Consider the following 20,478-nt stretch of genomic DNA (forward strand, 5'->3'; position numbering starts at 1 on the left):
CATGGGTATCAACGTCAACGCCACTGCACGCTCGCTTCTGCTGTCGGAATTCGTCTCGGCGTTCTTCCTCGCCATGCGCTACTTCTTCCAGCCGAAGCCGACCATCAACTATCCGTTCGAGAAGAACCCGATCTCGCCGCGGTTCCGCGGCGAGCACGCGCTGCGCCGCTATCCGAACGGCGAAGAGCGCTGCATCGCCTGCAAGCTGTGCGAGGCGATCTGCCCGGCGCAGGCCATCACCATCGAGGCCGGCCCGCGCCGCAACGACGGTACCCGCCGCACCGTGCGCTACGACATCGACATGGTGAAGTGCATCTATTGCGGCCTCTGCCAGGAGGCCTGTCCGGTCGACGCCATCGTCGAAGGCCCGAACTTCGAGTTCGCGACCGAGACCCGCGAGGAGCTCTATTATGACAAGGCCAAGCTGCTCGCCAACGGCGACCGCTGGGAACGCGAGATCGCGAAAGCGATCGAGCTCGACGCGCCGTACCGGTGAGGTGAGGGCATGATCCTTCCCGCGCTGTTCTTCTATCTCTTCGCCGGCGTCTGCGTCGCTTCGGCCGTGATGGTGATTGTCTCGCGCAATCCCGTGCACTCCGTGCTGTACCTGATCCTGGCCTTCGTCAACGCCTCCGGCCTGTTCGTGCTGATGGGTGCCGAGTTCCTCGGCATGATGCTGATCGTCGTCTATGTCGGCGCGGTCGCGGTGCTGTTCCTGTTCGTGATCATGATGCTCGACGTCGACTTCCTCGAGCTGCGCGAGGGCTTCATCGAGTATCTGCCGGTCGGCCTCGTGATCGGCGGCATCTTCCTGTTCGAGCTGCTGCTCACGGTCGGCTTCTGGGTCATCAACCCCGGCGTCTCCAAGACGATCACGGCGGCGATCCCCACGAATGTCTCGAACACCGAGGCGCTCGGTCTCGTGCTCTATACGAAGTACATCCACTACTTCCAGCTCGCCGGCATGGTGCTGCTCGTTGCGATGATCGGTGCGATCGTGCTGACGCTTCGGCATAAGGCGAAGGTCAAGCGGCAGGACATCAACGTTCAGAACGCGCGCACGCCCGACATGGCGATGGCGATGCGCAAGGTAGCGTCGGGGCAGGGGCTCTCGGACGCCGATGCTGCGGAGTGGGTGAAATGACGATCGGGCTCGGACACTATCTGGCGGTCGGCGCGATCCTGTTCACGCTCGGGATCCTCGGCATCTTCCTGAACCGCAAGAACATCATCGTCATCCTGATGTCGATCGAGCTGATCCTGCTCTCGGTCAACATCAATTTCGTGGCGTTCTCGACCTTCCTCGGCGACATCGTCGGCCAGGTCTTCGCGCTGCTGGTGTTGACCGTTGCGGCCGCCGAAGCCGCGATCGGTCTCGCCATCCTGGTGGTCTATTTCCGCAACCGCGGCTCGATCGCGGTTGAGGACGTCAATCTGATGAAGGGCTGAGCTCTCAAATGGTTCAGGCAATCGTTTTCCTGCCTCTCCTGGGCGCCATTCTGGCCGGCCTGATCGCGCTTGTGGGCGCGCATGGGCGCAATCCCTCAGGCGACACCGTCGAGCATCACGACGAGGCGCACGGTAATGGTGCGAATAACGGCCACGTCTCCGCTGCCTCCATCAAGGAGGAGGGGAGCGTCGTTCACGAGACCCACGACGAGCCGGGCCATCACGACCACGAGCCGCCGGCGGCCGGCTCGCGCGGTGCCGAGCTGATCACCACGGCGCTCCTGTTCGTCTCGGCCGCACTGTCCTGGATGACCCTGGTCGATGTCGGCTTCATGCATCATGACGCCCGCATCCAGATTCTGCCCTGGATCTTCTCGGGCGACCTCCAGGTCTGGTGGGCCCTGCGGGTCGACACGCTGACCGCCGTGATGCTGGTGGTGGTGACGACCGTGTCTTCGCTCGTGCACCTCTATTCCATCGGTTACATGGATGAGGACCCGAACCGGCCGCGCTTCTTCGGCTATCTCTCGCTGTTCACCTTCGCCATGCTGATGCTGGTGACGGCTGACAATCTCGTGCAGCTGTTCTTCGGCTGGGAAGGCGTGGGTCTCGCCAGCTATCTGCTGATCGGATTCTGGTACCAGAGGCCCTCGGCGAACGCCGCCGCCATCAAGGCCTTCGTGGTCAACCGCGTCGGCGATTTCGGCTTCGCGCTCGGCATATTCGCGATTTTCATGCTGGCCGGCTCGACCGATTTCGAGACCATCTTCCATGCCGCGCCCAGCCTCACCGGCAAGACCATCAACTTCCTCGGCTGGCACGCCGACGCGCTGACCCTGACCTGTCTCCTCCTGTTCATGGGTGCGATGGGCAAGTCGGCGCAGTTCCTGCTGCACACCTGGCTGCCGGACGCGATGGAAGGCCCGACCCCGGTCTCGGCGCTGATCCACGCGGCGACGATGGTCACCGCCGGCGTGTTCATGGTTGCGCGGCTGTCGCCGCTGTTCGAGCTCGCCCCGAATGCGCAGGCCGTCGTGATGTTCTTCGGCGCCACCACGGCGTTCTTCGCGGCCACGATCGGCCTGGTCCAGAACGACATCAAGCGCATCGTCGCCTACTCGACCTGTTCGCAGCTCGGCTACATGTTCGTCGCGATGGGGGCAGGGGCCTATTCGGTCGGCATGTTCCACCTGTTCACGCACGCCTTCTTCAAGGCGCTGCTGTTCCTAGGCTCCGGCTCGGTGATCTACGCGATGCACCACGAGCAGGACATCCGCAACATGGGCGGCCTCTGGAAGAAGATCCCCTACACCTATGCGGTGATGGTGGTCGGCACCTTGGCGCTGACCGGTTTCCCGCTCACCGCCGGTTATTTCTCCAAGGACGCGATCATCGAGTCCGCCTACGCCTCGCACAATCCGTTCGCGGTGTATGGGTTCCTGATGACGGTCGTCGCCGCCGGCCTGACCTCGTTCTACTCCTGGCGCCTGATCTTCAAGACGTTCCACGGCGAGCCGCACGACGAGCATCACTACGAGGCCGCGCATGAGGCTCCGATCTGGATGCTGATCCCGATCGGCGCGCTCGCGGTCGGCTCGTTCGTGGCAGGGCTTCCGTTCAAGGAGCTGTTCGCCGGTCACGGCATCGAGGAGTTCTTCCGCGAGTCCGTGAAGATGAACCCGCACATCATCGAGGAGATGCACCACATCCCCGAGACCATCGCCTTCCTGCCGACGGTGATGATGGTGCTGGGCTTCCTCGTCTCGTACCTGTTCTACATCCGCCGGCCCTACCTGCCGGTCGAGCTCGCGAAGACGCAGCCGATGCTGTACCAGTTCCTGCTCAACAAATGGTACTTCGACGAGCTCTACGACTTCATCTTCGTCCGTCCGGCGAAGTGGATCGGCTATCAGCTCTGGAAGAAGGGCGACGGCTTCATCATCGACGGCTTCGGACCCGACGGCGTCTCCGCTCGCGTGCTCGACGTCACCCGCAACGTCGTGAAGATCCAGACCGGCTATCTCTATCACTACGCATTCGCCATGCTGATCGGCGCGGCCGGCCTGATCACCTGGTTCATGTTCGGCTTTGGAGGCCAGTAAATGACAACCTGGCCCATTCTTTCGGTCACCACGTTCCTGCCGCTGGTCGGCGCGCTGATCGTCTATCTGAGCCGCGGCGATGACGAGGCGGCCCGGCGCAATTCGCGCTGGATCGCGCTCTGGACCACGCTGATCACCTTCGCGGTGTCGGTGATCCTGGTCATGCGCTTCGATCCCGCAAATCCGGACTTCCAGTTCGTCGAGAAGGCGAACTGGCTCGCCACCGGCATCACCTACCATATGGGCGTCGACGGCATCTCGCTGCCGCTCGTGATCCTCACCACCGCGGTGATGCCGTTCTGCATCATCGCGAGCTGGAAGGCGATCACGAGCCGCGTCCGCGAATACATGATGGCGTTCCTGATCCTGGAGACGCTGATGGTCGGCACCTTCTCGGCGCTCGACCTCGTGCTGTTCTACCTGTTCTTCGAGGGCGGCCTGATCCCGATGTTCCTGATCATCGGCGTCTGGGGCGGTCCGCGCCGGGTCTATGCGTCGTTCAAGTTCTTCCTCTACACGCTGCTCGGCTCGGTCCTGATGCTGCTTGCCATCATGGCGCTGTACTGGAACGGCGGCACCACCGACATCCCGACCCTGATGCACACCGCCGTGCCGCGGTCCCTGCAGACCTGGGCTTGGCTCGCCTTCTTCGCCTCGTTTGCGGTGAAGATGCCGATGTGGCCGGTGCACACCTGGCTGCCCGACGCCCACGTCGAGGCGCCGACCGCGGGCTCGGTGGTCCTCGCCGCGATCCTGTTGAAGATGGGCGGCTACGGCTTCCTGCGCTTCTCGCTGCCGATGTTCCCGCTGGCCTCGCACGACTTCGCGCCGCTGATCTTCACGCTCTCGGTCATCGCCATCATCTACACCTCGCTGGTGGCCTTGATGCAGGAGGACATGAAGAAGCTGATCGCGTACTCGTCAGTCGCGCATATGGGCTTCGTCACCATGGGCATCTTCGCCGGCACCATGCAGGGCGTCGCCGGCGGCGTGTTCCAGATGATCTCGCACGGCATCGTTTCCGGCGCGCTGTTCCTCTGCGTCGGCGTCGTCTACGACCGCCTGCACACCCGCCAGATCGCGGCCTATGGCGGCCTCGTCAACCGGATGCCGCTCTACGCGATGACCTTCATGGTCTTCACCATGGCCAATGTCGGTCTGCCCGGCACGAGCGGCTTCGTCGGCGAGTTCATGACGCTGCTCGGCACCTTCAAGGTCTCGCTGCCGACCGCGTTCTTCGCCACATCAGGCGTGATCCTTTCGGCGGCGTACGCGCTGTGGCTCTACCGCAAGATCGTGTTCGGAGCGCTGGTCAAGCCGTCGCTGATGAGCATGAAGGATCTCACCTTGCGGGAGTGCCTGACGCTGTTTCCGATGATCGCGCTGACGATCCTGTTCGGCGTCTGGCCGAAGCCGGTGCTCGACATGTCGGCCGCCTCGGTCCAGCAACTCGTCAACAATTACAACACCGCCGTGACGGCCGTGAGGGCCGCCGCACTGCTCCAGTGATCGGGCAGGTCAGGATATCGCCATGAGCTTTTCGACTGCAGGTTATCAACTGGCGCCCGCGCTGCCCGAGCTCGTGCTCGCGGTCGGCGCCATGGCGCTTCTGATGCTCGGGGCCTATCGCGGGCAGGGGACGACCAGGACGGTCACCTCGCTGGCAGTGGTGCTGCTGATCGTGGTCGGCGCGCTCGTCTACATGCAGCCTGCGGGCAAGCAGGTGACCTTCGGCGGCAGCTTCATCGTCGACGACTTCGCCCGCTTCATGAAGATCCTGGCCGTGATCGGCTCGGCCGTGACGCTGATCCTGTCGACCGAGTTCCTGTCCGACCCGTCGCGCCGCATCTTCGAGTATTCGATCCTGGTGCTGCTCTCGACGCTCGGCATGATGGTGCTGATCTCGGCCGGCGATCTGATCTCGCTCTATCTCGGCCTCGAATTGATGTCGCTGGCGCTCTACGTCGTGGCCGCCTCGAACCGCGACAACGCCAAGTCGACCGAAGCCGGCCTGAAGTACTTCGTGCTGGGCGCGCTGTCCTCGGGCATGCTGCTCTACGGCGCCTCGCTGGTCTATGGTTTCACCGGTACCGTCAGCTTCACCGGCATCGCCGCGGCCGCGACGGTCTCGAATATCGGCCTGATCTTCGGCCTCGTTTTCCTGCTCGTCGGCCTCTGCTTCAAGGTCTCGGCCGTGCCGTTCCACATGTGGACGCCTGATGTCTACGAGGGCGCGCCGACGCCGGTCACCGCCTTCTTCGCTTCGGCGCCGAAGGTGGCCGCGCTCGCCGTCTTCACCCGCGTCACGCTGACCGCATTCCCCGGCATCGTCTCGCAGTGGCAGCAGATCCTGGTGTTCGTGTCGATCGCGTCGATGGCGCTCGGCTCCTTCGCCGCGATCGGCCAGAGCAACATCAAGCGCCTGATGGCCTATTCCTCGATCGGCCATATGGGCTTCGCCCTGGTCGGCCTGGCCTCGGGCACGGTCGAGGGCGCGCAGGGCGTCCTGATGTACATCGTGATCTATGTCGCGATGACGCTCGGCTCGTTCTCGATCATCCTCGCCATGAAGCGTAACGGCCAGGCCGTCGAGCAGATCAGCGATTTCGCTGGCCTCTCGCGCACCAACCCGCTGCTCGCCTTCATGTTCGCGATGCTGCTGTTCTCGCTCGCCGGCATTCCGCCGCTCGCCGGCTTCTTCGCCAAATGGTACGTTTTCGTCGCCGCCATCAAGGCGAACCTGTTCACGCTCGCTGTGATCGGCGTGCTGACCAGCGTGGTCGGCGCCTACTACTATCTCGCCATCGTCAAGACGATGTACTTCGACGAGCCGGCCGGCCAGGTCGACCCGGTGCGCATCGAGGTGAAGACGGTGCTGGCGGTCGCGGGCGTGTTCAACATCCTGTTTGCGCTGTTCGCAGGTCCCGTGGTGAGCGTCGCCTCCGCCGCGGCAAAGTCGCTGTTCTAGGATGGCGTTCGCGCTCGGTCCTCGCGCACAGGCCGCGGGCTACAAGCTCGCGGCGTTCGAACGGACCGGCTCGACCAACACCGACGCCATCGAGCACGCGCGGGCCGGCGAACGCGGTCCGATGTGGTTCGTCACCTCGGAGCAGACCGCCGGCCGTGGCCGCCGCCAGCGCGCCTGGATCGCCCCGAAGGGCAATCTCGCCGCCAGCGTCCTCGAAGTCCTGGACATCGCGCCAGCGGTTGCCGCCACCATCGGGTTTGCCGCAGGGCTGGCAGAGGAGGCCGCCCTCGAGAAGGTCAGCCTCGAAGCCGCGCTGCGGCTTGGTCCTGACCGTCCCCGCTACGCCCTGAAATGGCCGAATGACGTGCTCGCCAATGGCAAGAAGCTCGTCGGCATCGGCCTCGAGGCGGAGGCCATCGGCGACCGCCTGGCCGTCGTCGTCGGCATCGGCACCAACGTCGTCGCTGCGCCCGAAGGGACGCCGACGCCCGCAGTGTCGCTGGCTACGCTCGGCGTCCAAATCAGCGCGGAGGAGCTGTTTACGGCCTTGTCGGACGCCTGGGTCGAGTTCCGTGGCATCTGGGACAATGGCCGCGGTTTCGCCGATATCCGTAAACTGTGGCTGGACCGCGCGGCCGGCCTCGGCGAGAAGGTCGCGATCCACACGGGAGCGATGACGCTGGAAGGCATATTTGACACGATCGACGACACCGGCTGCCTGATCGTCCGCACCGCCGAGGGCCGCCTTGTGCCGGTGGCCGCGGGCGAGGTGTTCTTCGGCCCCGTCGCCTCCGTGGGAGCTGCGTGATGGCAAGGCCCGACGAACTGGTGTTTGCGCCGCTCGGCGGCGTCGGCGAGATCGGCATGAACCTGTCGATCTACGGCCTCGGCAACCGCCACCAGCGCGCCTGGCTCGCGGTCGATCTCGGCGTCTCCTTCGGCGACGAGGAGCATCTGCCCGGCATCGACCTGATCATGCCCGACATCAGCTTCCTGGAGAAGGAGCGCAAGAACCTGATGGGCCTGGTGCTGACCCACGCCCATGAGGATCATTTCGGCGCCATCATCGACCTCTGGCCCAAGCTGAAATGCCCGATCTACGCGACGAAATTCAGCGCCGCGCTGTTCGAGGCCAAATGCGCCGCCGAGCGCAATGCGCCCGAGATCCCGGTCACGGTGGTGCCATCGGGCGGCCGCGTCGATGTCGGCCCGTTCAACGTCGAGTTCATCCCGGTCGCGCACTCGATTCCGGAAGCCCACGCGCTTGCGATCCACACCGAAGCCGGCATCGTGCTGCACACCGGCGACTGGAAGATCGACCCGACTCCGACGCTGGGGCCCCCGACCGACGAGAAGCGGCTGCGCGAATTGGGTGAGCAGGGCGTGCTCGCCTTGATCGGCGATTCCACCAACGCGGTGCGCGACGGCCGCTCGCCCTCGGAAGCCGAGGTCGCCAAAACCATCATCGACCTCGTGAAGGCGGCCAAGGGCCGCGTCGCGGTCACGACCTTCGCCTCCAACGTCGCCCGCGTCAAAGCCGTCGCCGATGCCGCGAGGGCCGCCGACCGCGAGGTCGTGGTGGTCGGCCGCGCCATGGAGCGCGTGGTGCAGGTCGCGCGTGAGACCGGCTATCTCGAAGGCGTGCAGAACTTCCGCTCGCCCGAGGTCTACGGTCACCTGCCCCAGGACAAGGTGCTGGCGCTGTGCACCGGCAGCCAGGGCGAGCCGCGCGCGGCGCTGGCGCGCATCGCCAATGACGATCATCCTGAAATCACCCTGAACCGCGGCGACAGCGTCATCTTCTCATCGCGCACCATTCCCGGCAACGAGAAGGCCGTCGGCTCGATCATCAACAATCTGGTGCTCCAGGGCATCGAAATCATCACCGACCGCGACGCCCTGGTCCACGTCTCCGGCCACCCGCGCCGCGACGAGCTGCGCGACCTGATCTCCTGGGTGAAACCGCAGCTCCTCATCCCCGTCCACGGCGAGGCGCTGCATCTGCACGAGCACGCAAAGCTCGCCCGCGCCGCCGGCGTGCCGCGCGTGCTGGTCTGCCGCAATGGCGATCTCGTCAAGCTCGGCCCCGGCGATCCCGGCATCGTCGGCGAGGTGCCGTCGGGCCGCCTCTACAAGGACGGCACGATCCTGGAGGACTCCAAGTCCCGTGCCGTGATCGAGCGCCGCCGCATGGCGTTCTCCGGCTGCGCCTTCGTCGCCATCGCCATGACCGCGCAGGGCGAGCTCGCCGACGAGCCCGAGGTCGATCTCGTCGGCATCCCCGAGAAGAACCGGGCCGGCGAACTCTTCGACGACCTTGTCTTCGAAGCCGTGATGTCCACGATCGAGGGGCTGCCGAAGGCGCGCCGCCGCGATCCGGACGCGCTGGCCGAGCCGGTGCGACGCGCGGTCCGGGCTGTGATCAACGAACATTGGGGCAAAAAGCCCCCCTGTCTGGTCCACGTACTGACAGTCTAACGGGAGAGAACCATGCTGGGTCGCCTCAACCACGTCGCGATCGCGACCAAGGACGCCGTCAAGGCCGCCAAGATCTACGGTGCGGCATTCGGCGCCCAGATCTCCGAGGCCGTGCCGCTGCCCGAGCATGGCGTCACCACCGTGTTCGCGACCCTTCCCAACACCAAGATCGAGTTCATCGAGCCGCTCGGTGAATCCTCGCCGATCGCAAAGTTCATCGAGCGCAATCCCGACGGCGGCATCCACCATGTCTGCTACGAGGTCGTCGACATCATCGCCTCGCGCGACACGCTGGTGAGGGAGGGCGCAAGGGTGCTCGGGGACGGCGTGCCGAAGATCGGTGCCCACGGCAAGCCGGTGCTGTTCCTGCACCCGAAGGATTTCTCCGGCGCCCTGGTCGAGATCGAGCAGGCATAAGGCCGCGCCATGGCCATCCAGATCTCGACCGCGCTTGCGATCTACTTCGTCATCTGGTGGATCGCGCTGTTCCTGACGCTGCCGTTCGGCGTGCGCAGCCAGCACGAGGACGGCGTCGGCGCCCCCGGCACCGATCCCGGCGCGCCGATCCTGACGCGGATGGGCCGCAAGCTGATCTGGACCACGATCATCTCGGCGGTGATCTACGGCCTCGGCGTAGCGGCCTATCATGCCGGCTATCTCTCGATCGAGCGCCTGTCGAAATTGATGGGAATGCCGTTTTAGAGCGTAACAGACGAAGGATATCGACCAAGCTCGTCATTGCGAGCGAAGCGAAGCAATCCAGTATCCCTCCGCGGAAAGACTCTGGATTGCTTCGCTTCGCTCGCAATGACGCCGGAGATAGTTTGCATATTGAAACACAATTGAGGGGGTAACGAATGACTTTTCAGAGGATCGTCGTCGCGCTTCTGGTGCTGATCGTCGCCGGTCTTGGTGCCATCGGCTATGTCGAATGGAAGATGGCGGTGCAGGTGCGCACCCTGAAGGCGTTCGTCGAGGGCTATGTCTTCAACGAGGCCGTGCTGGCCTGCGAGCAGGCCAAGAGCTCGACCCCGTTCAAATGGAACGGGGGCAAGAGCACCTCGGTGATCGGCCTGAACTCGGTCAAAACAGACAAATACACCGTCAGCGCCAGCTACACGCTGGTGGCGGACCTCGTTTATTGTGATTACGATCCGATCAAAAGAAAGGCCGAGATCGGCTCGAGCTTCCTGGAGCGGGAGTAACGATCCGGCCTACACAAATGGGGTGGGATCGTCATGACCGGGGACCGGGCAGGAGACTATCGGATTCTGCATGAGGCGGCCTTGCGGGATTATCTCGCGGCCCTTCCGGACCTGAAGGTGCGGCTTGGCGGCGATCCCGTATCCTGGGCGATCACCGAGGTCGGCGACGGCAATCTCAACCTCGTCTTCATCGTCAAGGGCGCCCGTGGCGGCATCGCCGTGAAGCAGGCGCTGCCTTACGTTCGCCTCGTCGGCGAGAGTTGGCCGCTGCCGCTGTCGCGGGCCCATTACGAATATCTCGCTCTGTCACGGCAGGCCGAGCTCGCACCCGGCCTGGTGCCGGCCCTGCTGCATCACAACGAAAAGCTGGCGCTGACGGTGATGGAGCTGCTCGAGCCCCACATCATCATGCGCAAGGGCCTGGTCGCGGGAACCAAATATCCGCGCTTCGCGGACGACATCACCACCTTCATGGCGCGCACCTTGTTCTTCACCTCCGACCTCGCGCTCTCCGCGGCGGAGAAGAAGCAGGGCATAGCCGCCTTCGCCGGCAACCACGCACTCTGCAAGATCACGGAGGATCTGATCTTCACCGATCCCTACCGCATCGCCGAACAGAACCGTTGGACGGTGCCATATCTCGACGGCGTCGCCGCCGATCTGCGCGACGACATGGACCTGCACATCGCGATCTCCCGGCTGAAGTTGAAATTCATGGCGAGCCCCGAGGCGCTGATCCATGGCGACCTCCACACGGGCTCGATCATGGTCACGGACAGCCAGACGCGGGTGATCGACCCTGAATTCGCATTCTACGGTCCGATGGGGTTCGACGCGGGCGCCGTGCTTGCCAACCTCTTGATGGCCTATTTCGCCTCCGCCGGCCACGAGGGCGCGCCGGGCGACCGGGCCGCATTCGAGGCCTGGGTGTTGGAGACGGTCGAAAACGTGTGGACCGGGTTCGCCGGCAAATTCCTCGATCTCTGGCGCGGCAGCGCGGCCGGTGACGCCTATCCGGTGTCACTCTTCGGCGGCGAGAAGGGCACGGCGCGCCTGGAGGCCGAGCGGCAGGCCTACATGCAGCGCCTGTTCGCCGATACGGTCGGCTTCGCCGCTGCCAAGATCATCCGCCGCATCTTCGGCCTCGCCCACAACATCGATTTCGAGCTGATCGAGGACTTGCGCATGCGGGCGACCACCGAGGCACGCGCCGTGCGGCTGGCGCGCACGATGATGGTGGAGACGGGGGCATTTCGGACGGTCACCGACGTGACGGGCGCCGCGCGGAAACTGCGGAACTGGATGCCGGAGCTGTCCGGCTGAGAGAGCCGCATGGTGAGGAGCCGGAGCCGCCCCACGCTCCGTCATTGCTGTCGATGTTTTGCGAGCGCAGCGAAGCATCCAGAATCTTTCCGCGGAGCCAGACTGGATTTGCTTCGCTGCGCTCGCAATGACGAGGTGAGAGATCGTCGCGGGAACGTCAATAAAGCCGGCGCCCAGTCCCTCCGTCGTTCGCGTTGATCACGAAAAATGTTCACCGATCCCGGCCGTTCAATGACGCACCGCGTCAAATCGGCTTGGGGCATGCAACCAGTCCCCCGAAGGGTCTCGGTCGAAGGACTGCCTCGGAAACCGGCATCGGTTGCCATCAAATCGAAGCTTGCTTTCGACGGGCGACGAATGATCAAATCTCTTGTCGGAATACGCCTGCGCTGTTGGGGGACACATGATGTTCAGGATGATTGCGGTCGTCGCGGGGATGGGGCTGGCGCTCGCTGCTACGGCGGAGGCCGAGACGCCGCGCAAGGGCGGAACCATCCGGATGACCGCGCCCTATGGCTCGAGCTTCACAAGTCTCGACATTCACACCACGCAACGCGCCCAGGACGAGATCTACGCCAAGGCGCTGCACCGCTCGCTCTACATCTGGGATTCCGCGCAAGGAAAGCCGGTCCTGGAACTCGCCAAGGAGGATGTGGTCTCGGGCGGAGGTCTCGTGCACACCTTCAAGCTGCGCGACGATGCCTACTTCCACAATGGCCGAAAGATGACCGCCGACGACGTCATCTGGTCCTATAACCGCATCATGGACGGCAGCAAGGCCTATCCCGGCGCTCGCTTTGTCCGCGTGATCGAGGGCGCGGCCGCGGTGGAGAAGGGCCAGGCCAAGGAAATCTCCGGCCTGAAGAAGATCGACGACTTCACCATCGAGATGAAGCTGACCGACAAGGTCGATCCCGGCTTTTATTTCTTCACCGCGCTGACCTCGATCTATCCGGCCGACGAAGGCGCCAAGGAGAGCTTCATCCAGAAGCCGATCGGTCTCGGGCCTTTCAAATTCGTCGAGCACGTGCCGGGATCGCGCATCGTCCTGGAGCGCTGGGACCGCTTCTACAAGCCCGGCAAGCCCTATGCCGACAAGGTCATCGTGTCGATCATGGCCGAGGCCGCCGCGCGCGATGTCGCCTTCCGCAACAAGGAGATCGACACCTCGGTGCTGGGACCGGCGCAGTACGTCGCCTACCAGTCCGACGCCAACCTCAAGGGTACCATCGTCGATGTCGCGGAGGTCTTCACGCGCTACATGGGGATGAACACCGCCTTCAAACCGTTTGCCGACAAACGCGTCCGGCAGGCGATCAACTACGCGATCGATACCGACTTGATCATCAACAAGCTGGTCAAAGGCAAGGCCTACCGCGCCACCAGCTGGCTGCCGCTGACCTCGCCGGCCTACGACAAGTCCATGAAGCCGTATCCCTATGATCCCGCCAAGGCCAAGCAACTGCTCACCGAGGCCGGCTACGCATCCGGCTTCGAGTTCGAATGGACCACCAGCCAGAACGAAAGCTGGGGCCTGCCGATCGTCTCGGCCGTCATTCCAATGCTGGACAAGGTCGGCATCAAGGCCAAGGTCAAGCAGGTCGAGACCGCGGTGCTGGCGGAGGTGGTTCGCACCGGCGACTACCAGGCCTTCATCTATTCCCAGCAGAGCGGCCCGGATCCGCTGGCCGCACTCAAATGCTTCCACTCGTCGACGCCGCAACCGGCCTGCAACTACATGAACTTCAAGAATGCCGAATTCGACAAGATCCTCGACGAGGCCGGGCAGGCCGATGACGCTGCGAAGCGCACCCAGCTGCTGCAAAAGGCCAATGCACTGCTCTACGACGAGGCGCCGGTCTGGTTCTTCAACTACAACAAGGCGGTCATGGCCGTGCAGCCATGGCTCCACGGAATTCAGCAGAACCCGACGGAGCTGACCCACCAGAACGTGGAGGAGCTCTGGGTCGACGAGACCTCGCCCGCGAAGTGACACGCGCGCTCCCCCCATCGTGACAGACAATGGAGGGAGCGAGGAAAAGTGCCGATGCTCTCGTTCCTGATCCGTCGCCTGCTGCAGACCATTCCGACCGTGCTCGCCGTCGTGCTGCTGGTGTTCGTGCTGTTCAGTGTCGTTCCAGGCAGCATCGCCTCGACCATGAGCGACGACAGCGACCCGCAGGTCGAGCTGCGCATGAAGAAGCAGCTCGGCCTCGACCAGCCCGTCTACATGCGCTTCGGCGCCTATGTCGCGAGGCTCGCGACCGGTGATTTGGGGGCGTCGTTCCGGACCCGCGAGCCGGTGACGACCATGATCGCCAAGCGGGCATGGCCGACGCTGCAGCTGATCTTCGCCTCCATGGCATTTGCGGTTCTGCTCGGCGTCCCGCTCGGCTTCGTCGCGGCGTTGCGGCCGGGCAGCCTCGTCGACACCGTCTCGATGGTCCTGGCGGTATCGGGCCTGTCTTTGGCCAAGTTCTGGCTCGGACTGCTCTTGATGTACCTGTTCGCGTTGAGGCTCGGCTGGCTGCCGAGTTTCGGCTATGGCGATGGCGGCCTCAAATATCTGATCCTGCCGGCCGTGACGCTCGGCGTCTCGCCGATGGCGCTGCTGGCGCGGACAACGCGCGCCGCGGTCCTCGAGATCATGACCGCGGACTTCGTCCGCACGGCGCGCTCGAAGGGCATGAGCGAAACCAGGGTCGTGAAATGGCACGTGATGCGCAATGCGCTCGTCCTCATTCTCACGACCATGGGCCTGCAGTTCGGCGCGCTGATGGGGCAGGCGGTCGTGGTCGAGAAGCTGTTCTCCTGGCCGGGGATCGGCTCGCTGCTCGTGGACAGCGTCCTGCAGCGCGACATTCCCGCCGTCCAGGGTTCCATTCTCGTGGTGGTGCTGTTCTTTCTCGCGATCAATCTCTTGATCGATGTGCTCTACGGCGTGATCGATCCCAGGATCAGATACGCATGAAGCTCCGCGCCAATCTCGTCATCGGGGGCGCGTTATTCGCGCTTGCGATCCTGGTGGGCTTGCTCGCGCCCTGGCTGGCGCATACGGACCCCGTCATGGATGCCAACCTCTTGAATGCGGAGGAGCCTCCGAGCTGGACCTGGTGGTTCGGGACCGACGGACAGGGCCGCGACATCTATTCCCGCGTCGTCTACGGCGCCCGCATCTCGCTGACGGTCGGCATCGTCTCGCAGCTCATCAACAGCGTCATCGGCGTGGGGCTTGGTCTGAGCGCCGGCTATTTTGGCGGCTGGTGGGACGATGTCGTCAACGCCCTGACCAATCTCATGCTCGCGATCCCCTCGTTGATCTTTGCGCTCGCCATCATGGCGGTGCTCGGTCCCGGCCTGACCAGCCTCTTGATCGCGCTCGGGCTGACCAACTGGTCCTTCACCTGCCGGCTCGCACGCGCATCGGCGCTGTCGCTGCGGAACCAGGGCTACGTTCAGGCCGCAACCGTGCTCGGTTATGGCGATCTGCGCATCATGATCACGCAGCTCTTGCCGAACATGTTAGGGCCGATCGTCGTGATCGGCACGCTCGGCATGGGCAGCGCCGTTCTCTCCGAAGCCGCATTGTCGTTCCTGGGGCTCGGCGTCCGTCCGCCCTTTCCGAGCTGGGGCAGCATGTTGTCCGAGGCCCGCGACCAGATCACGACGGCGCCGTGGCTCTCGGTTTTTCCCGGCCTTGCCATCTTCCTGACCGTGCTCGGCCTCAACCTGCTCGGCGATGGCCTGCGCGACATCCTCGATCCCCAATCGCGGAGCCGGCGAACATGACAGGGGCGCCGCTGATCGAGGTCGAGGATCTCCGCATCGATCTCGATGATGGATCGAGGCGCGTTGCGGCGGCCGAAGGCATTTCGTTCCGGATCGATCGGGGCGAGACATTCGGCCTTGTCGGCGAATCCGGCTGCGGCAAGAGCATCACGGCGCTCGCCTTGATCGGCCTGCTGCGGTCGCCGCTGTCGATCGGCGGTGGCGCCATCCGGTTCGAGGGGCGGGAGATCCAGAACCTCTCAGCCGCCAGGCAGCGGCAGCTGCGCGGCAACCGCATCGCCATGATCTTTCAGGAGCCCATGACGGCGCTGAACCCGGTCTCGCCGGTCGGACGGCAGATCGCCGAGATGTTCGTGCTGCACAAGGGCAAGAGCTGGCGGGAAGCCAACCAGCTGGCGGTCGAGTCGCTCGCGAGCGTGCGCGTCCCCGCGCCGGAGCGGCGCGTGAAGGATTACCCGCATCAGCTTTCGGGCGGCATGCGCCAGCGCGTGATGATCGCCATCGCACTCGCCTGCGGTCCGGACCTCCTGATCGCCGACGAACCGACCACCGCGCTCGACGTTACCGTGCAGGCCGAGATCATCGAGCTGATGCGAAACCTATGCGCCGAGCGCGGAACGGCGATCCTGATGATCAGCCACGATCTCGGCCTCGTCGCCAATGTCTGCCGCCGCGTCGCCGTGATGTATGCCGGCCGCATCGTCGAGGAGCGCAGCTCGGCGGATATCTTCCGCGCGCCCTCCCATCCCTACACGCAGGGCCTCGTCGACTCCCTGCCGCGGCTGGGCAGCCGCGCCGCGCTCGGCCGCAGCAGGCTCAAGGAGATCGCGGGCGTCGTCCCGGCGATCACGAATTTCCCGGATGGCTGCCGGTTCAATCCCCGTTGTGCGCAGGCGACCGATATTTGTCGGACAGCCGCGCCCAAGACGGATTTGCTGGAGGCAGGCGGCTTGGTCAGGTGTCATCACCATGCATGAGCCGCAGAACATGCTGGGCGAAGCCAGGCGGGACGACGATCTCATTCTCACCATCGAGGATCTCGCGGTTCATTTCCCGCTGGGAGGTGGCCTGCTGGGCCGCGGCCGGCGGCTGCTGCGTGCGGTTGACGGTGTCGATCTCGAATTGAAGCGCGGCGAATGCCTCGGCCTCGTCGGCGAGTCCGGATCCGGCAAGTCGACGGTCGCGCTCTCGATCCTCGGTCTGCTGACGCCGACGCGCGGTCGCATCGTGTTGGACGGGCAGGTCGTGACCAACAGGCAATCCGGCGATCGAAAGGCGCTGGCCCGCATCGTGCAGATGGTGTTTCAGGATCCCTACGCCTCGCTCAATCCGCGCCAGACCGTTCGTCGCACGCTCGAAGATCCCCTGCGCGTGCACGGCGTGACCGCGAAAAGCGAGATCGAGGACCGCGTCGCGACGATGCTGAAACATGTCGGCCTGCGCCCCGAGCAGGCCGATCGCTATCCGCACGAATTCTCCGGCGGCCAGCGCCAGCGCATCGGCATCGCGCGCGCGCTGATCCTCAATCCGAAGATCGTCATCTGCGACGAGCCGGTCTCGGCGCTCGACGTCTCGATCCGAGCCCAGATCATCAATCTGCTCTTGGAATTGAAGGACACGCTCGGCCTGTCCTACATCATGATCAGCCATGATCTCGGCGTCGTCGAGCACATGAGCGACCGCGTCGCCGTGATGTATCTCGGCCGCATCGTCGAGAACGGCCACTGGCGCGAGATCTTCGAACGTCCCGCGCACCCCTACACGCAAGCCCTGATCGCCGCGATCCCCGATCCCTTGCGCCATGCGCCGCTGGTGACGACAGGCGGCGACTTGCCCAACCCGCTCAATCCACCGAACGGCTGCGCCTTCAGCCCCCGCTGCCGGTATGCGGAGGCGGTGTGCCGGAATGAGCCGGGGCCGTCGCTGGAGACGCGGGCGGATGGGCACGCGGTGCGGTGCTGGCGAAGCGAGGAGATTGCGGGGGAGCCGATGTCAAGTGAGCGGAAGTCGCAAATTTAATCCTCGAACCGGCCGCCCCGTGCCCGGCTCTCCGCGGCTTCGTTCCTACGCTCTTTGGTGATCCATTCCTGAAGGTCAGCCTTGGCCTTGTCGAGAGCATTGGCAAGTTCTGGTGTGTGGTCGCCCGGAAGCTGTTCAAGCAGTTTCAAGCGTTCTTCCAGCTTCGTCGCGAGCGACCCGCTCCAGCTCCACGGACGTAAGCGCCGCACGATCTCATTCAATACGGCATGAGGATCGGGGGCCTTGTTCAGCAACTTCGATGCCAAGGGAAGCCACTCATGCGGTTCGTTGTTCGCAGGACGCTTGAACAGGCCTACCGATGCCGCCATGAGAGGATAGCGAACGGCGGGATCAGCATCGCACCACGCTAGAAGTACATCATCCGGCACGACGCCCAGCGGGTTTTTGTGAAAGCGCTGGAAATCGACAAAGACCTGCACGGCTTTTTGCCGCGCCTTGGCGTCGCCCGAGAAGGCCTCGTCGAGCACGATCTCCGGATGAACGCGAAGCAGGCCCGTTACAAGATCATCCTGCGTGTACGCGTGAATATCGTAGCGGCCCACCGCGATCATCAATTTTCGGATGATGCGCCGGACGATTGGGATGCCCTCTTCCCCCGCCAGAGATACCTTTGCGATGCTTCCCAACTCGCGATCTTCCCGATCCGACCGAGCATCCTTTGCATGGAATTCAAAAGCATCGAGGAGAACGCGCCCCGCCTCGGCAACCTCGGGCACCGGGTCCTTCTTGTCGATTCCATTTGAAACTAGGCGCATTGACAGGACTTCCAACGCGACCGTCAGGCCGCCGGGCTTGCTCGCGATCGCAAGGAGAACGTCTCGGAACTGCGGTCCCGGAATCTCATCGCTCGCGCGGCCATAGCCCAGCGCGAAATATTGTGTGATGTCGGCTTTGCCGAGTTCGAGGGCTCGGTGCAGGCGCTGGACGCCTTTCTCATCCACAATGATCCGCGCTTGAAGGTGCGGAAAATACACCCCAACCGATGGGTGTTCGACGGCCTCGTCCAACATTTTGTCGGCCAACAAGGCATTCCGCTTTTGCAGACCCGTCAAGAATCCGCCCATCAGCCCTGTGTCGGGCTTATCCGTTACCGAGAATTCGGTCATGAAGGCCTGCCAAATCTCGTAGGGCTTCTCTGTGGTGCTTCCGAGGCCGGCGCCGAACAGAGGGACGCGAGAACCGCCACGCACGAGGCCCGGCAGCAGCGTTTTGAATGCCTCGTCGTCGTTCGCAACATCCTTTCCGAGACTCTCGACTGTCTGATTCATGCGCACCATCGCGTCCTCGTAGTCGTCGTTTTCGACCTCGTCGAGATCATCCAGATCGATGTTGCGCCCTGATCCCAGGACCACGCCCTTCACCTTGTCGACGAGATCCTTGGGACGAAGAAATTCCTCTAATGCCAATAGCCGCTCGCGTATTTCGGCAGGCATGTGTTCGCCATCAAAAATTCGCGTTTGACGCACGGCTACCCAACCTTCGCGCCAGAATCCTTTGCTTGCGATTTGCCTCATTAGCGCTTCCAAAGCATCCACTTGGCCAGCGTTGGACCAGAGGCCCCGGAATTCATGAGCGATGGCAGTGCGTACACCGGGCGCAACAGGGGCGTCGGATAGGGCAAGGGGCGAGATCAGGTGCAGCACTGCGTCGAACCAATCCTGCACATCCTGGCCTGTTGGCGGATAGTAGCCGTAGTCACGCGAACGCGCGCCGAATTCAAAGCCATGGGCCGAGGAGAAATGGTCGGTCTTCAGGACGGCGTCGAGGGATTTCAACCCCAGCGCTCTACACCCGGGCTCGTCCGACTTTAGCAAACCTTCCAGAATCTTGAGCCGCATGATGATTGGCGCATGCGTGCCGGACAGAACAATGTAGAACAGCGACGGCACGATACCCACGGCGCCACTGTCGTCATCGCCTTTTGCCGCCAGGGCGATCTTGATCAGCAAAGCGATCGCCCGCTTGAAGTGTTCCGGCTCATAGGCAAGCGAGCGAAGCAGCCGCACGACATGCGTGGTCTTGGCCAGCGTAGGCTCGTCGGCGTCTTTCAAGGCCTGCTCGATGGCTGCGAGGGTCTCATCCGGCATGACAGGCGCGACATTTGCCAACATCGTTCGTTCGTCTTCGCCGAGATTGGGGGTGTCCGCGAGCATCCCTCCCGGGGCGAGCCAGGCCTGAACGATAGAACGGGCCTCCTTGCTGCCGTCGAGATATCCAAGCCTTCGCGAGAACGAGCGCCTAAGGCGCAGAGGCGCATCGGTCACCAGCGTCTTCACAATCGTCGCCGCGGGAATGTTCTGCAAGGCGAGCGCAGCAAGGCGATTGGCAATTGCGTGCGGCAGTACCGCGCACCATTCCGCGCGTTCCTGCAACAGATCGCGTCGTTTCAGCTCGGCGACTGCGGCGTAAACCTCCGATACGGGCTTGCCGATGAGCCCTGCAAGAATGGGCAGCTCGGCACCTTCGCCTTCTGTTTTGACACCTTCGAAGGAGTAGACCAGCGAGCACGCCTGGGCGATCAAGAGCAAATCGGGGTCGTGTTCATGCCGCTGCTGAAAGAGCCGCTTGAACAGATCCGCATCGCTGAGCTTACTGATGGAATCATTTTTCCCAACTGTGGCGGCCAATGCGAGTGCCACGCGCGCGTTGCCGCCCGAAAACTGCGCTATGGTTCCTGCGTCGATTTGTGAGACCTGAGGATAGCGCCGTGCGACCAGCTTCTCGATAAGGGGAAGAGAGGACGTATCCAGTGCGAAGACATCCGTGCCCTCGGGTTGATCATCACGGATATCGTACTCGACCGTGATCACGCTGATGGTCGAGTTCGCCTCGCGCGCCACCTTCGCCAACTCACCATGAAGCTCGAAGGGGCAATTGTCGATCACGAGGATACCACGCCTGCGCGCCGCAATCAGATCGGAGGCAAGACCGATGGGTGCAGGGTTAGGGTCTTCGGCTACATTCGTGTAGTAGGCCAGTGAAGGATCAAGCCCTCCATTGCCGACCTTGTCGTCGAACAGCGCTTCACAAAGCCGGGTTTTGCCCACACCCGAAAGGCCAACGAGCCGGACCACCTGTCTCGGCTGACGCAGAATGTTACGAATACGGTTGATGCCGTCGACCG

The 20,478-nt window shown here is 63.7% G+C and carries 18 protein-coding genes; 17 read left to right on the plus strand and 1 reads right to left on the minus strand.

Annotated elements, in window-relative coordinates:
• Position 1 precedes the first annotated feature (1 nt).
• From nuoI to BRAD3257_RS18650, 17 genes are all read left to right on the plus strand, one after another.
• Positions 2-496, plus strand: coding sequence for an NADH-quinone oxidoreductase subunit NuoI (gene nuoI / locus BRAD3257_RS18570; RefSeq protein ID WP_210342510.1), 495 nt, complete (start codon positions 2-4; stop codon positions 494-496).
• Positions 497-505: 9 nt separating this feature from the next.
• A complete protein-coding gene (locus tag BRAD3257_RS18575; RefSeq protein WP_027575307.1) occupies positions 506-1,144 on the plus strand; it encodes an NADH-quinone oxidoreductase subunit J in 639 nt (212 codons plus the stop codon).
• On the plus strand, positions 1,141-1,449 hold the full coding sequence (nuoK, locus tag BRAD3257_RS18580) for an NADH-quinone oxidoreductase subunit NuoK (RefSeq protein WP_027523804.1): 309 nt from the start codon (positions 1,141-1,143) through the stop codon (positions 1,447-1,449). Before BRAD3257_RS18575 ends, nuoK begins: the two co-directional genes overlap by 4 nt.
• Positions 1,450-1,457: 8 nt before the next feature.
• The gene (gene nuoL / locus BRAD3257_RS18585; protein WP_122403007.1) at positions 1,458-3,551 is read left to right on the plus strand and encodes an NADH-quinone oxidoreductase subunit L; all 2,094 of its coding nucleotides are present in this window, start codon (positions 1,458-1,460) and stop codon (positions 3,549-3,551) included.
• A complete protein-coding gene (locus BRAD3257_RS18590) occupies positions 3,552-5,060 on the plus strand; it encodes an NADH-quinone oxidoreductase subunit M (protein ID WP_122403008.1) in 1,509 nt (502 codons plus the stop codon).
• A gap of 22 nt (positions 5,061-5,082) precedes the next feature.
• Positions 5,083-6,519, plus strand: a complete 1,437-nt coding sequence (nuoN, locus tag BRAD3257_RS18595) for an NADH-quinone oxidoreductase subunit NuoN (RefSeq protein WP_122403009.1) — start codon at positions 5,083-5,085, stop codon at positions 6,517-6,519.
• Between the two features lies 1 nt (position 6,520).
• Complete coding sequence (locus tag BRAD3257_RS18600; RefSeq protein WP_122403010.1) at positions 6,521-7,327, plus strand: biotin--[acetyl-CoA-carboxylase] ligase; 807 nt, start codon at positions 6,521-6,523, stop codon at positions 7,325-7,327.
• Complete coding sequence (locus BRAD3257_RS18605; protein ID WP_122403011.1) at positions 7,327-8,997, plus strand: ribonuclease J; 1,671 nt, start codon at positions 7,327-7,329, stop codon at positions 8,995-8,997. Before BRAD3257_RS18600 ends, BRAD3257_RS18605 begins: the two co-directional genes overlap by 1 nt.
• 12 nt (positions 8,998-9,009) lie before the next feature.
• Positions 9,010-9,414 (plus strand): methylmalonyl-CoA epimerase, encoded by a 405-nt coding sequence (gene mce / locus BRAD3257_RS18610; RefSeq protein WP_122403012.1) that lies wholly within the window; start codon positions 9,010-9,012, stop codon positions 9,412-9,414.
• Positions 9,415-9,423: 9 nt separating this feature from the next.
• Positions 9,424-9,699: a DUF1467 family protein gene (locus BRAD3257_RS18615; protein ID WP_100232724.1), complete on the plus strand. Its 276-nt coding sequence runs from the start codon at positions 9,424-9,426 to the stop codon at positions 9,697-9,699.
• A gap of 155 nt (positions 9,700-9,854) precedes the next feature.
• Positions 9,855-10,202: a hypothetical protein gene (locus tag BRAD3257_RS18620; protein WP_122403013.1), complete on the plus strand. Its 348-nt coding sequence runs from the start codon at positions 9,855-9,857 to the stop codon at positions 10,200-10,202.
• A gap of 33 nt (positions 10,203-10,235) precedes the next feature.
• Complete coding sequence (gene mtnK, locus BRAD3257_RS18625) at positions 10,236-11,525, plus strand: S-methyl-5-thioribose kinase (RefSeq protein ID WP_122403014.1); 1,290 nt, start codon at positions 10,236-10,238, stop codon at positions 11,523-11,525.
• A gap of 403 nt (positions 11,526-11,928) precedes the next feature.
• Entirely contained in the window at positions 11,929-13,518 is a 1,590-nt protein-coding gene (locus BRAD3257_RS18630; RefSeq protein ID WP_122403015.1) for an ABC transporter substrate-binding protein, read from the plus strand.
• Positions 13,519-13,572: 54 nt separating this feature from the next.
• A complete protein-coding gene (locus tag BRAD3257_RS18635; protein WP_122403016.1) occupies positions 13,573-14,496 on the plus strand; it encodes an ABC transporter permease in 924 nt (307 codons plus the stop codon).
• Positions 14,493-15,314, plus strand: coding sequence for an ABC transporter permease (locus BRAD3257_RS18640; protein ID WP_122403017.1), 822 nt, complete (start codon positions 14,493-14,495; stop codon positions 15,312-15,314). The genes BRAD3257_RS18635 and BRAD3257_RS18640 overlap by 4 nt, the downstream gene beginning before the upstream one ends.
• The gene (locus BRAD3257_RS18645) at positions 15,311-16,291 is read left to right on the plus strand and encodes an ABC transporter ATP-binding protein (RefSeq protein WP_122403018.1); all 981 of its coding nucleotides are present in this window, start codon (positions 15,311-15,313) and stop codon (positions 16,289-16,291) included. The genes BRAD3257_RS18640 and BRAD3257_RS18645 overlap by 4 nt, the downstream gene beginning before the upstream one ends.
• On the plus strand, positions 16,284-17,333 hold the full coding sequence (locus tag BRAD3257_RS18650) for an ABC transporter ATP-binding protein (protein WP_122403019.1): 1,050 nt from the start codon (positions 16,284-16,286) through the stop codon (positions 17,331-17,333). Before BRAD3257_RS18645 ends, BRAD3257_RS18650 begins: the two co-directional genes overlap by 8 nt.
• Here the strand turns inward: BRAD3257_RS18650 and BRAD3257_RS18655 are convergent.
• Positions 17,330-20,428, minus strand: coding sequence for a hypothetical protein (locus BRAD3257_RS18655; RefSeq protein ID WP_122403020.1), 3,099 nt, complete (start codon positions 20,426-20,428; stop codon positions 17,330-17,332). The genes BRAD3257_RS18650 and BRAD3257_RS18655 overlap by 4 nt on opposite strands.
• Positions 20,429-20,478 lie beyond the last annotated feature (50 nt).

The sequence above is a fragment of the Bradyrhizobium vignae genome (assembly GCF_900324035.1).
Lineage (GTDB): Bacteria > Pseudomonadota > Alphaproteobacteria > Rhizobiales > Xanthobacteraceae > Bradyrhizobium > Bradyrhizobium vignae.